Origin of the sequence: Pseudooceanicola profundi (assembly GCF_050897955.1) — a bacterium.
Classification (GTDB): Bacteria; Pseudomonadota; Alphaproteobacteria; order Rhodobacterales; family Rhodobacteraceae; genus Pseudooceanicola.
Map to the genome: position 1 here is coordinate 348,924 of NZ_JBPAXZ010000001.1, position 12,204 is coordinate 361,127.

11 protein-coding genes are annotated in these 12,204 nt (G+C 64.2%); 2 read left to right on the plus strand and 9 right to left on the minus strand.

The window, feature by feature from the left end; all coding sequences use genetic code 11:
- Positions 1-16 precede the first annotated feature (16 nt).
- Complete coding sequence (locus ACRARG_RS01750) at positions 17-1,423, plus strand: methyl-accepting chemotaxis protein (protein ID WP_432688254.1); 1,407 nt, start codon at positions 17-19, stop codon at positions 1,421-1,423.
- 332 nt (positions 1,424-1,755) lie between these two features.
- Here ACRARG_RS01750 and ACRARG_RS01755 read toward each other — a convergent pair whose 3' ends face one another.
- The 5 genes from ACRARG_RS01755 to sciP all read right to left on the minus strand — a co-directional run bounded on the left by ACRARG_RS01755 (position 1,756) and on the right by sciP (position 7,505).
- Positions 1,756-1,878 carry a hypothetical protein gene (locus ACRARG_RS01755; RefSeq protein WP_432688255.1) on the minus strand — a complete coding sequence of 41 codons (123 nt, stop codon included), beginning with the start codon at positions 1,876-1,878 and terminating at the stop codon, positions 1,756-1,758.
- A 98-nt stretch (positions 1,879-1,976) separates the two neighbouring features.
- Positions 1,977-4,067, minus strand: a complete 2,091-nt coding sequence (recG, locus tag ACRARG_RS01760) for an ATP-dependent DNA helicase RecG (protein ID WP_432688256.1) — start codon at positions 4,065-4,067, stop codon at positions 1,977-1,979.
- Between the two features lie 3 nt (positions 4,068-4,070).
- Positions 4,071-6,320 (minus strand): NAD-dependent DNA ligase LigA, encoded by a 2,250-nt coding sequence (ligA, locus tag ACRARG_RS01765; RefSeq protein WP_432688257.1) that lies wholly within the window; start codon positions 6,318-6,320, stop codon positions 4,071-4,073.
- A gap of 83 nt (positions 6,321-6,403) precedes the next feature.
- Positions 6,404-7,120 carry a response regulator transcription factor CtrA gene (ctrA, locus tag ACRARG_RS01770; RefSeq protein ID WP_432688258.1) on the minus strand — a complete coding sequence of 239 codons (717 nt, stop codon included), beginning with the start codon at positions 7,118-7,120 and terminating at the stop codon, positions 6,404-6,406.
- Between the two features lie 109 nt (positions 7,121-7,229).
- Positions 7,230-7,505: a CtrA inhibitor SciP gene (gene sciP / locus ACRARG_RS01775; RefSeq protein WP_432688259.1), complete on the minus strand. Its 276-nt coding sequence runs from the start codon at positions 7,503-7,505 to the stop codon at positions 7,230-7,232.
- Between the two features lie 136 nt (positions 7,506-7,641).
- Between sciP and mnmA the strand changes: the two genes are divergently transcribed.
- A complete protein-coding gene (gene mnmA, locus ACRARG_RS01780; protein ID WP_432688260.1) occupies positions 7,642-8,784 on the plus strand; it encodes a tRNA 2-thiouridine(34) synthase MnmA in 1,143 nt (380 codons plus the stop codon).
- A 168-nt stretch (positions 8,785-8,952) separates the two neighbouring features.
- Here the strand turns inward: mnmA and lpxB are convergent, their stop codons facing one another.
- The 4 genes from lpxB to fabZ are packed head-to-tail and all read right to left on the minus strand — an operon-like array spanning position 8,953 to position 12,198.
- The gene (gene lpxB, locus ACRARG_RS01785; protein ID WP_432688261.1) at positions 8,953-10,092 is read right to left on the minus strand and encodes a lipid-A-disaccharide synthase; all 1,140 of its coding nucleotides are present in this window, start codon (positions 10,090-10,092) and stop codon (positions 8,953-8,955) included.
- The gene (locus ACRARG_RS01790) at positions 10,092-10,910 is read right to left on the minus strand and encodes an LpxI family protein (protein WP_432688262.1); all 819 of its coding nucleotides are present in this window, start codon (positions 10,908-10,910) and stop codon (positions 10,092-10,094) included. The genes lpxB and ACRARG_RS01790 overlap by 1 nt, the downstream gene beginning before the upstream one ends.
- A gap of 1 nt (position 10,911) precedes the next feature.
- Positions 10,912-11,715: an acyl-ACP--UDP-N-acetylglucosamine O-acyltransferase gene (gene lpxA, locus ACRARG_RS01795; protein ID WP_432688263.1), complete on the minus strand. Its 804-nt coding sequence runs from the start codon at positions 11,713-11,715 to the stop codon at positions 10,912-10,914.
- A gap of 3 nt (positions 11,716-11,718) precedes the next feature.
- Positions 11,719-12,198, minus strand: a complete 480-nt coding sequence (gene fabZ / locus ACRARG_RS01800; protein ID WP_432688264.1) for a 3-hydroxyacyl-ACP dehydratase FabZ — start codon at positions 12,196-12,198, stop codon at positions 11,719-11,721.
- Positions 12,199-12,204: the final 6 nt, after the last annotated feature.

Below are 12,204 nucleotides of genomic sequence, written 5' to 3' on the forward strand. Positions count from 1 at the left end.
CGAAGGAAAGGACGCCATGAAGCATAGCCTGTCCGGAATGGACGACGCCCGACGACAATCGGGACTTGACCGTATCGCCGGCAATGCCGCGACGCTCGGGGCCGAAATTGTTGATGTCGAAGGGTTTCTTGACGACCTGACCCGTCAGACGCAGCAACAGTTGCAGACGCTGGCCGCCCTTCGCGATGGGGCGGGTCATGTTGTCCAGATCAATGCCTCCGTCATCGCGACGCTGCATGCCCTGTCGGACAAGGTCACCGCGACCCTTTCCAATCTGCTCGACGCCGACGGGCTCCTTACGGAGTCCGAAATCAGATCGGCGGACCTGTGCAGCTGGGTTCAGAATATCGACACCCGCGCCAAGGCTGTGCAGGGCACGCTCGATGCCGTGCGGATTTCGAACGACCAGATCGCCGTGATCGCCGCCCAGGTGAATATGCTGGCCATCAATGCCAAGATCGAGGCGGCGCGCGCCGGCGAAACCGGCAAGGGGTTTGCCGTGGTTGCCGATGCCATTAACGAACTGTCGCAGCGCACTGGCCATGCCGCGCAGGATATCACCGCCAATATCACCGCCCTTGTGGACTGGATTGCCACGCTGCAGAGCGAATCTGCCGATATCAGCACCCGGTCTCATGAGATGCGCAACATGGGTCAGGCCAGCGCCGCAGCGCTTAAGAACGCTGTGGAAGAGATGACGGCGACGCAGGATCGGACACAGCTGATTTCGCGCGACGCGGCAGAGGCGGAGGAGGCGCTGAAAAGCTTCCAGCCGAATATCGCCGCCATCGACACATCTGTCACTCAGGGCGTCCGGGGCGTGCAGGAGGCACATGTGCGGCTGACGGCGCTGATCGATACATCCGAGGCGCTGGTTCAGGATACCGTCGGACTGGGCGGCACCCATAACGATGAGCAGTTCATTACCGAAGTGAAACGCTGCGCTCAGATTATTTCAGAATTGTTCAGCGAGGCCGTCGAGACAGGTCAGATTTCACAGGGCTCTCTGTTCGATACCGATTATCGTCCGATATCGGGTTCCGATCCGGAACAGGTCACAACCGCATTTACCGGATTTACGGATATCGTCCTGCCGGAGATTCAGGAACCGGTGCTGGAGCTTGACCCACGTGTAGTCTTCTGCGCGGCGGTGGACCGCAACGGCTATCTGCCCACGCATAATGACAAGTTTTCCCATCCGCAGGGCCCGGACGTGACCTGGAACATGGCACATTGCCGGCACCGGCGAATCTTTGACGATCGCGTTGGCCTCAAAGCCGGTCAGAATACCGAACCATTTCTCCTGCAGGTCTATCGACGGGATATGGGGGGGGGCGAGTTCGTTCTGATGAAGGACGTCTCGGCCCCTATCACGGTGCAGGGTCGTCACTGGGGCGGGTTGCGGCTGGCCTATCGCCTATAAGATCGAATGTGGGAAGGCGCCCATCGGGATGATGCTTTGGCATTCATGCTGTCGCGACACTGTCTCTGTTCGCAACGTTCGACAGGCCGGATCGAGGATCAGCTCCGCTTCCCCAAGCCACAAGACGCCCGACAAGGTTCAAACCCCCTGAGTAAAAAAAATCCGCCGCGCATTCGGGGAGGAATGGCGGCGGAGTCAGCGATGTCACGTAGGACACTGGTCGGTCGGACCGGGGAATGAGGCAAACCCGGAAAACTGGGACAGGCAATCTCAGAAGCGCTTCGGGGAAAGCGGACAGACCAGACGTGACACCGCGGGCAGAAAACAGAAAATCAGATGAGAGAGGGAAGGTTCAGCGCCCCCACAAGGACAACGACAAGCGCGGCAGCGCCGAGCATATCTTCGATCAGGGTATCGCTGGAGCGGCGGGCCAGGTTGGCGATCTGTCGGATCATGTCGTCTTCCTTTATGTGGTTAACTCTGTTGCCTCTTTGTTCTCACATTCCCCTCACCCAGTAAAGAACTTTTTGAGAACATTTGAGAACAAAATGGGTTATCCCACAGAAATCAATTGGATAGCTGTGTCCTGGCCCATCAGCCAAAGCAGGTGTCGCGCCGCTTTTCCCCGTGCCCCTTCCAGTTGAGGGTCAGCGGCAAGCAGCGCGCGGGCATCCGTCTGGGCGACAGCCATCAGCCCCGTGTCGCGCTCAAGATCGGCGATGCGAAACCGGGGAAGGCCCGACTGCGCCGTCCCGATCACATCGCCGGCCCCGCGCATCGTCAGGTCAGCCTCTGCGATGCGAAACCCGTCTTCCGTCTCGCGCATCAGGGTCAGTCGTTTTTCGGCCGTTTCGCTCATCGGCGCGCGGTACATCATCAGGCAGGTCGCCTGAGCGGCCCCCCGTCCGACCCGACCGCGCAGCTGGTGCAGCTGGGCCAGGCCAAAACTTTCCGCGCGCTCGATCACCATGATGGAGGCTTCGGGGACGTTCACGCCAACCTCGATCACCGTTGTCGCCACGAGAACCTGCCGGCGCCCCGCCACGAAATCCGCCATGGCCTGATCTTTTTGCGCCGGAGGCATTTGGCCATGGACCAGGGTTACCACGTCCTCGCCCAATGCGCTGCGAAGATAGCGGAACCTCTCTTCGGCCGCGGTCAGGTCCGATACTTCCGATTCTTCGACCAGAGGGCAGACCCAATAGGCCCGGCGCCCCTCCGCCACGGCGCGGCGCAGGCGGTCCACCACCTCCTCCATCCGGTCGGTCGAGATCAACGCCGTGACGATCGGTTTGCGGCCGGGCGGTTTTTCATCCAGCACAGAGATATCCATATCCCCGTATTGCGCCAGCGACAGGGACCGCGGAATCGGGGTCGCCGTCATCACCAGAACGTCGGCCAGAGCGCCCTTTCGCCCCAGTTCCAGCCGCTGCCGCACACCAAAGCGGTGTTGTTCGTCGATCACGGCGAGCCGCAGATCGTGAAAAACGACATCCGCCTGAAAAACCGCATGGGTGCCGACGAGTATGTCGATCTCTCCGGCTTCCAGGGCGGTCAGTTTCGCGGTCCGGTCCCGCCCCTTGTCCCGGCCCGTCAGAACGTCCAGCCGGATCCCCGCAGCCCGGGCGAGCGGCTCAAGCCCCTCCATATGCTGGCGAGCCAGGATCTCCGTCGGCGCCATCATGACGCCCTGCCCGCCCGCCTCCACCGCGATCAGAAGGGCGAGAAAGGCAACCAGCGTTTTGCCCGCGCCGACATCCCCCTGCAGCAGGCGGGACATGCGGGCGCCGCCCGTCATGTCGGTCGCAATCTCCTTCACCGCGCGGACCTGCGCGGCGGTCGGCGCATAGGGCAGTGAATTCAAGACCTTATTCTGAAGCTGCTGGGTGGAAAGGCTGGTCCGCCCTTTGCCGCGGCGCGTCCGTGCCCGCGCCAGAGCCAGCGTCAGCTGATGCGCCAGAAGCTCATCATAGGCGAGCCGCATGCGCGCCGGATCGTTGGGCCCGATCTCGGCCTGGGGGGCATGGACGCGCGACAGCGCCGCCTGCCAGCCCGGCCAGGCACGTTCGGATTTCAGCGAAGGATCGATCCATTCCGCAAGATCGGGCGCACGCTCCAGCGCGCCGCGCACGGCACGGCCCATGACGCGTTGCGTGACGCCCTGTGTGAGCGGATAGACAGGTTCGAATTCCGGCACGTCGTCCGCCTCTGACAGCGGCAGGATGTAATCCGGATGGACCATCTGAAGGATGCCGTCAAACAGCTCCAGCTTGCCCGAAACCACGCGTTTTTCCCCGACGGGCAGTATTTTTGTCAGGTAGTCGCCGCGGGCATGGAAGAAGACGATAGGGAAATCCTCCTCTGAATCCTGAACGAGGACGCGCGCGGCGCCTCCGCGTCGCGCCGGCGCACGGTGCGCTTTGACGGTGACCTCGACCGTGACGACGCCTGGCGCGGCGGCGCCACGGATGGTGTCCCGGCGGCGGCGGTCGATGACCCCGTGGGGCAACAGGAACAGAAGGTCGCGCGGTGTCTCAACGCCCATCTGCGCCAGCGCCTTGGCGATTTTGGGACCTATGCCGGCCAAAACCGTTGCCTCCGCAAAAAGCGGGAACAGAATTTCCGGGCGGCCTGGCGTGGTCACGGGTCAGCCTCCGATCAGGGCCAGCCAGCCGTCTTCATCGAGGGTCTCCACCCCCAGCTCCGCCGCCTTTTTGGCTTTGGAGCCCGCGCCCGGCCCCGCCACCAGAATGTCCGTTTTGGCAGAGACAGAGCCGGAGACCTTCGCGCCAAGAGCCTCCGCCCGGGCCTTGGCTTCCGCCCGGGTCATCTTTTCCAAGGTGCCGGTGAAAACGACTGTTTTCCCTGCGACCGGGCTGTCGCTGCGTGACGCCGGGGCCATATCCTGCGGGTCCAGCTCTGCCGCAAGCCGGTCGATGGAGGCGCGCTCTGCCTCCTGCTGAAAGGTCGTCACCAGAGACACGGCCACGGTCGCGCCGATCCCGTCGATGCCGACGAGGTCGTCCCAGGCGGATTTTGCGGCCTCCGGCACGGGGGCATCGTCCCAATGCGCGGCGCGGATGGCGGAGACTGCAGCGCGCCGCCCCTCCTCTGCCGCGATCTGGCGCTCGCGGGTCACGGCCTCTTCGGCCTGGAGGTACCGAAGAGCGGCAGGCGAGGCTGCGTCCACGGCACGGATGAAATTTTCCCAGCTCGTATAGTGGCGGGCCAGGTCGGCGGCGGCCACTTCGCCCACGTGGCGGATACCGAGGGCAAAGATCAGCCGGTTGAGCGGGATCTGCCGCTTCTCCTCAATCGCGGCAAACAGGTTTGTGACGCTCTTATCGCCAAAGCCATCGCGGTTCTTCAGCCGGGCCAGATTAGCCGCATCGCGTTTCGAAAGGGTAAAAATGTCGGCGGGTTCCCGGATCGGCAGGCTTTCGTCCGCATAAAACATCTCGATCTGTTTTGCCCCCAGCCCTTCGATATCGAAGGCCGCACGGGACACGAAATGCTTAAGTTTTTCAACGGCCTGAGCCGGGCAGATCAGCCCGCCTGTACAGCGCCGGATGGCATCGCCCTCCTCGCGGACGGCGTCCGACCCGCATTCAGGACATTTGTCTGGAAAAACATAGGGCTCCGCGCCGTCCGCCCGTTTCGACAGATCGACATCGGCCACCTTGGGGATCACATCCCCCGCGCGATACACCTGTACCCAGTCGCCAATGCGGATGTCCTTGCCGCTCCGGATTTCCTCCCCCCTGTTGTCGCGACCGGCGATATAATCCTCGTTGTGCAATGTGGCGTTCGACACGACGACGCCGCCCACCGTGACCGGGGTCAGGCGTGCAACCGGAGAGAGCGCGCCGGTACGACCGACCTGAATGTCGATCGCCTCCAGCCGGGTCCAGGCGAGTTCGGCCGGGAATTTATGCGCCAGCGCCCAGCGGGGTGTGGTTGCGCGAAAGCCCAGCCGCTCCTGCAGGGACAGGTCATCGACCTTGTAGACGACGCCGTCGATATCGTAGCCCAGCGTCGCGCGCTGTTCCTCGATCGCACGGTAATGTTCCAACATCTCCGCCGCGGTTGTGCAGCGGCGGGTCAGAGGATTGGTCTGAAACCCTAGTTCCGCCAGTCGCCGGATGGCACCGGATTGCGTGTCCGCCAGCGGTTCTGACAGCTCCCCCCAGGAATAGGCAAAGAATTTCAAAGGCCTGTCACGGGTGATCGTGGAATCCAGCTGGCGCAGCGACCCGGCCGCAGCATTGCGTGGATTGGCGAATGTCTTGTCGCCGCGCGCGGCCTGCCGGGCGTTGAGGTCGGCGAAATCCGCGTGGCTCATATAGACCTCGCCGCGCACCTCCATCACCTCCGGCGCGCCTTCGAGACGCGCCGGGATGTCCGCAATGGTGCGGGCATTGGCAGTGACATTCTCGCCCGTCTCGCCATCGCCACGGGTGGCGGCCTGCACCAGCACACCGTTTTCATATCGGATAGACAGGCTGAGCCCGTCGATCTTGGGCTCTGCGGTGAAGGCCAGCGGCGCCTCCCCCGACAGACCAAGATAGGACCGCACCCGTCCCACAAAATCCGTCAGATCCGTCTCGTCAAAACCGTTGGCCAGCGACATCATCCGCACGGAATGCGTGATTTTTCCGAAACCTTCCGATGGCGCGGCGCCGACCTGTTCCGTTGGACTATCGGCCCGTTTCAGATCGGGAAAGGCCGTTTCGATGGCCAGATTTCGTTGCTTGGCCGCGTCGTATTCCGCATCGGATATCTCCGGCGCGTCGTCGCTGTGATAGGCTTTGTTGGCTTTCGCCAGAAATTCCGCGAGGCGCGCAAGCTCTGCCTCTGCCGCCTCAGCCGAGAGCCGATCTACAGGTATGTCAGACATGGCGTTGCCCCAATCACGGTCAGATGCCGCTCGGCGCGGCTCCGGCCAAGTGATAGGGCGGGCTGGGGCGGTGGTCCAGAGGGTCAGGCGCCCATGGCGATCCGCTGGTCATCCAGTTCGACCGGTTCCGGGTCGCGCAGCACGTAGCCACGGCCCCAGACGGTTTCGATATAATTGTCGCCGCCAGTCGCCGTCGACAGTTTCTTGCGCAGTTTGCAGATAAAGACGTCGATGATTTTGAGTTCCGGCTCGTCCATGCCGCCATAGAGATGGTTCAGGAACATCTCTTTCGTCAGGGTTGTGCCCTTGCGCAGCGAAAGAAGCTCCAGCATCTGGTATTCCTTGCCGGTCAGATGCACCGGCTTGCCATCCGCCTCAACCGTCTTGGCGTCGAGATTGACCGAGACACGGCCGGTTTCGATAATGGATTGCGAATGCCCCTTCGAACGCCGGATGATGGCGTGGATGCGGGCGACCAGTTCCTCCCGATGGAAGGGCTTGGTCATATAGTCGTCGGCCCCGAAGCCAAAACCCTTGATCTTGTTCTCAGTGTCATCCGCGCCGGAGAGGATCAGGATTGGCGTGTCGATCCGTGCCAGCCTGAGCTGGCGCAGAACCTCATGTCCGTTCAGATCGGGAAGCCCGAGATCGAGCAGGATCAGGTCGTAGTCGTAGAGTTTGGCAAGGTCGATCCCCTCTTCCCCCAAATCCGTCGAATATACATTCAGATTCGCATGGCTGAGCATCAGCTCGATGCTTTTCGAAGTAGTCGGATCGTCTTCGACAAGAAGGACACGCATACCCAGGCTCCGTTACGTTAGGACAACTTTCCTTATCTTGCCGCTAAATGGTTAATGACCGATTACCATAAATTGGCCCGTTTTCCTAATTCAGCGCGTCCGGCTCGCGTTATGAGCGAAACCTGCGAATTGCGGTGGCTTTCAGCGCCTCGGGGCCATGCCGGTCGATCGCCTGCATCCATTCCGTCAGCTCGTCTGAGCTAAGCCCATAAGAATCAAGCGCTTCTTCTTTCGTGATCAACCCGTTTGAGACTGCGGTGACCACCGCCTGTTTGCGTGATGCCACCCAACGCCTGGTTTCCGCAGGCGGCAGATCGGCACGGGTCATGATCCGTCCATCGGGCAAGGTTACGGCCCGTGGACCGGATATTTTCTTCAGGTACATTGAACTCACCCCTCTTACTTCCCAGCTACAGTTGCTGTTCTGGCTTAACGGGGCATGAAATGCCGGGCTGTTAATCTCCCGCATTTTCGTCTATTGCGCGGGACTTCTTCTCCCCTCGGGTCGGAGGGCCCTTATCATGGCACTGGATCGTGACACCGGACTGAACTCGCTGGGCTTTGCCAAGCCGCCGGCGGAGACGCGCGTGGTCGTGGCCATGTCGGGGGGCGTCGACAGCTCTGTCGTGGCGGCGATGCTGGCCGAGGAAGGCTATGACGTCGTTGGGGTAACGCTGCAGCTCTACGATCACGGCGCGGCGCTGGCCAAAAAGGGCGCCTGCTGTGCCGGGCTCGATATACATGACGCGCGGCGCGTGGCCGAGGAGATGGGTTTTCCGCATTACGTGCTGGATTACGAGAATATCTTCAAGGATGCGGTGATCGACGAATTTGCCGACAGCTACCTGGCCGGCGCCACCCCCGTGCCCTGCATCCGCTGCAATGAACGGGTGAAGTTCAAGGACCTGCTGGAGACGGCCAAGGACCTCGACGCCGACTGCATGGCGACCGGCCATTACATCCAGCGCATGATGGGCACTGAGGGGCCGGAGCTGCATTCCGCCGCCGATGCCAACCGCGACCAGAGCTATTTCCTGTTTTCCACCACGCCGGAGCAGCTCTCCTACCTGCGCTTTCCGCTGGGCCATCTGCCCTCCAAGGCAGAGACGCGGGCGCTTGCGGCCAAATACGGGCTTCCCGTGGCCGATAAGCCCGACAGCCAGGATATCTGCTTCGTGCCCAACGGGAATTATGCCTCGGTGATCGAGAAGCTGCGCCCCGGCGCGGCGGAGCCGGGGGAGATCGTGGATGTGGACGGCACCGTTCTGGGTCAGCACAACGGTGTGATCCATTACACGATCGGGCAGCGTCGCGGCCTCGGGATCGGCGGGCTGGCCGATCCGCTCTACGTGGTAAAGCTGGACGTCGATGCGCGGCAGGTGGTCGTGGGGCCGAAGGAGATGCTGGCCACCCGGCAGGTCCCGGTGCGGGAGATCAACTGGCTGGGCGACGGCGCCTTCACCGATCAGGCGGAGCGGCATGTCTCCGTCAAGGTCCGCTCCACCCGCCCCCCACGGGAGGCGATCCTGCGGCCCGTTTCGGCGACGGAAGCCGTGGTCGAACTGCTGACGCCCGAAGAAGGCGTGTCGCCCGGTCAGGCCTGCGTCTTCTACGAGACCGGCGGGTCGCGCATCCTGGGCGGCGGCTGGATCTGGAAGGGCTGACCGCCAGTGGCGCGGCGGGGGGCTTCGCCCCCCACGGCCTGCGGCCTCCCCCCCAAGCAGAACCGCGAGGCGGTTCGCGTAGGCCTCAGGCAGGATATTTTCAGCAAGAAAAAGAGCGCGGCCCGCCCCTTCATCTTGGCAGAAATACTCCCGCCGGAGGCGGTCCTGTCAGAGGTGCCGGAGCACGGATCGGGCAGCGCGCAGGCCGGGTGGTTCTCCCCCCTGTCCCAGACGCTGCATGGTGAGGGCCATCGCAGCCTGCTGGCCATCGGGATGGGCCAGCACGTCGAGCGCGGCGGGGGCGATGAGATCAGCCCGGCAGTCGGGGCCGAGGAATTCCGGCACGGTCCGGCTTTCGGCCACGTGATTGACCAGGGTGACGGTGTCGGTGATCGCCATGAAGCGGATTATGGCAAAGCTCAGCGGGTTCATCCGGTAGGCGATGACCATGGGCGTGGCGGCGGCGGCCAGTTCCAGAGAGACGGTGCCGGAGGCGGCGATGGCGATATCGGCGGCGCGGAAGGCGGCGCGTTTTGTCGTGTCGTCATGGGTGGCGGGGTCCAGCAGCAGGGGCTGGACGGGCCAGAACGGCAGCATCTCCTTCAGGAGTGGCACGACAGGGGCGGCAGCGGGCAGGACGGCCTGAATGTCGGGGCGCTCGGCTTTCAGGCGTTGCAGGGTTTCGGCCAGCACGGGTGCGATGCGGGAGACCTCGCCGCGCCGCGATCCGGGCAGGAGCAGCGCAAGGGGCGCCCCGGTCAGGCCATGGGCGGTGCGGAATGCCTGCGCTTCAGCCTCCGTCGCGACTGGGGCGGTGGCGATGGGGTGGCCGACAAAATCGCAATCCATCCCGGCGGCCTGCATCAGCGGCGGCTCAAAGGGGAAGAGCGCCAGCACCTGGTCGATGAAGGCCGCGATCTTCTGCGCCCGGCCGGGGCGCCAGGCCCAGACGGTGGGGGCGACGTAATGCACCGTGCGGATCGTGCTGGCGGCTTTGACCAGTTTCGCGACGCGGAAGGAGAAATCGGGGCTGTCGATGGTGATCAGCGCCGCCGGGTTCTGCGTCACCACCGCCTCTGCCGTCTGGGCGATGCGGCGCTTGAGGTGGCGGTATTTCGGCAGCACCTCGGCAATCCCCATGACCGAGAGCTCGTCCATGGGAAAGAGGCTTTGCATCCCTTCGGCCATCATGCGGGGGCCGCCGACGCCGGTGAAGGTGACGCCGGGCGCAAGTTCCTTCAGCCCCTGCATCAGCGCCGCGCCAAGCGCATCGCCGGAGGGTTCGCCTGCGAGGAGGAAGAGCTGCATCAGCCCTGCTCCGCCAGCAGGAAGAGCTTGTGGCGGGTGCAGGCGGCCTCCACCTCCGCGCGGTCGAGGATGAGGACCTGGCCGGCGGCGATGGCGATACCTTCGAGGCCGGCGCTGGCCGCGGCCTCTACCGTGCGGGGGCCCAGGGCGGGCATGTCGACGCGCAGGTCCTGACCCTGTTTGGGGCGCTTGACGAGGACGCCCTTGCGCTGGCCGCGCAGGCGCGCCGGGGTGTCGCCGACAAAGCGCAGCAGCGCATCGGTGCCCTGCAGCGTCTCGATCCCCAGGCAGAGGCCATCGGCCACCACGCAGCCCTGCCCCACGTCGACCGGCGCCAGCGCGTCGAGGATGGTGCGGGCGCGGGCAATGTCGGACATCGCCTCGGCGCGCGGCTTGGGACCGGCCAGCAGGCCCGGCGCGGCGGTGAGCGCAGGCAGGACCTCATGGGCGCCGACGACGGAGAACCCCTGCTCCTCGAAGACGGAGATCACGAGGCGCAGGATACCGTCATCGCCACCCTTGACCGCCTGCATGACGCGGGGTGCCAGCCGCAGCATCAGCGCATCGGCCTTGAGCGGGTTGATATTGGGCCGCGCCCAGCCGCCGCCCATGACCACGCGGGACACCCCCGCCGCCTTGAGCGATTTGAAAAGCGATCCGAGTTTCTCGACCCGGTGGCGTTCGACGCGGGCCTCGGGCAGGGTCAGCTCCGTCCCCTCGAAGGCCACGACCATGGCGTCGGGTTCGGCCTCCGCCAGCAGGGCCGGAAGGGTGCCGCTGCCCGCGACGATGCCAAGGCGTCCCTCCGTCAGGGCCATCTCAGGCCTTGCCGGGGGTCAGGAAGGACCGGTCGCTGTCGGCGGTGATGAAGCGGACGATGTCGCGGACATAGTCGCTCTCCGTCTCCTCGCCCAGCCGGCGGGCGCGGTCCTGAAAGGCGCCCTCGCCCTGCGCCAGCATCTGGAAGGCGGCGCGCAGCGCGGTGATATCCGCCCGTGCCACGCCGCGCCGTTTCAGCCCGACGAGGTTCAGCCCGTCGAGATGGCCGCGCGGGGCCTGCACGAGGCCATGCGGGATCACGTCATTCGTCACCATGGTCACGGCGCCGATGATCGCGCCGCGCCCGATGCGGACCCATTGATGCACGCCGGACAGTCCGCCGATGATGACCTCATCCTCGATCACGCAGTGGCCCGCGAGCGCGGAGTTGTTGACGAGGATCACGTTATTGCCGACCCGGCAGTCATGGGCGACATGGCAGCCCGCCATGAAGAGCCCGTCATCGCCGACGGAGGTCAGCCCGCCGCCGCCTTCGGTGCCATTGTTCATGGTGACATGTTCGCGGATGCGGTTGCGCCTGCCGATGGTCAGGCGGGTCTCCTCGCCCTTGAACTTCAGATCCTGCGGGATGCCGCCCAGAACGGCGAAGGGATGGACCAGCGTGTCCTCCCCGATCTCCGTAATGCCCTGCACCACGACATGGCTCATCAGCCGGACGCCTGCGGCGATCTTCACCTTGGGGCCGACGTAGCAGAAGGGGCCGATGACGGCGCCCGCCGCGATCTCCGCGCCCGCCTCAACGACGGCAGAGGGATGGATATCGGCGCCGCTTGCGATGCTCATGGGTCAGGCCCCCCCGGACATATCCATCATGGCGGTCAGCTCTGCCTCGCAGGCGAGTTCCCCGTCGACCTCGGCGCGGCCGTGGAATTTCCAGACCTTGCCGCCGGGTTTGCCGCGCATCGTGGTCATATGCATCTTCAGCACGTCGCCGGGCACAACCATGCGGCGGAACTTGGCATTCTCGATCGACATGAAATAGACGAGGAAGCCCTTGTCGATGCTGTCGGTGGCCACGCCCACGAGGACGGCGGCGCTTTGGGCCATGGCCTCGATGATGGTGACGCCGGGCATGATCGGCTTGCCCGGGAAATGGCCGGTGAAATGCGGCTCGTTCATCGTGACGTTCTTGATGCCGGTGCAGGAGGCATGGCCGCTGATGTCGACGACCTTGTCAATCAGCAGGAACGGGTAGCGATGCGGGATGATCCGCTGAATGAGGCCGATATCGGCACTGGTCACGGTCTGGGGCGCTGCATCGGTCATGGGTCC

Coding starts and splice junctions, on each gene's coding strand:
- fabZ (WP_432688264.1), bottom strand. CDS start 12,198: ATGACCGATGCAGCGCCCCAGACCGTGACCAGTGCCGATATCGGCCTC.
- lpxA (WP_432688263.1), bottom strand. CDS start 11,715: ATGAGCATCGCAAGCGGCGCCGATATCCATCCCTCTGCCGTCGTTGAG.
- sciP (WP_432688259.1), bottom strand. CDS start 7,505: ATGTACCTGAAGAAAATATCCGGTCCACGGGCCGTAACCTTGCCCGAT.
- mnmA (WP_432688260.1), top strand. CDS start 7,642: ATGGCACTGGATCGTGACACCGGACTGAACTCGCTGGGCTTTGCCAAG.
- ACRARG_RS01790 (WP_432688262.1), bottom strand. CDS start 10,910: ATGGCCCTGACGGAGGGACGCCTTGGCATCGTCGCGGGCAGCGGCACC.
- lpxB (WP_432688261.1), bottom strand. CDS start 10,092: ATGCAGCTCTTCCTCCTCGCAGGCGAACCCTCCGGCGATGCGCTTGGC.
- ctrA (WP_432688258.1), bottom strand. CDS start 7,120: ATGCGTGTCCTTCTTGTCGAAGACGATCCGACTACTTCGAAAAGCATC.
- ligA (WP_432688257.1), bottom strand. CDS start 6,320: ATGTCTGACATACCTGTAGATCGGCTCTCGGCTGAGGCGGCAGAGGCA.
- ACRARG_RS01750 (WP_432688254.1), top strand. CDS start 17: ATGAAGCATAGCCTGTCCGGAATGGACGACGCCCGACGACAATCGGGA.
- ACRARG_RS01755 (WP_432688255.1), bottom strand. CDS start 1,878: ATGATCCGACAGATCGCCAACCTGGCCCGCCGCTCCAGCGATACCCTG.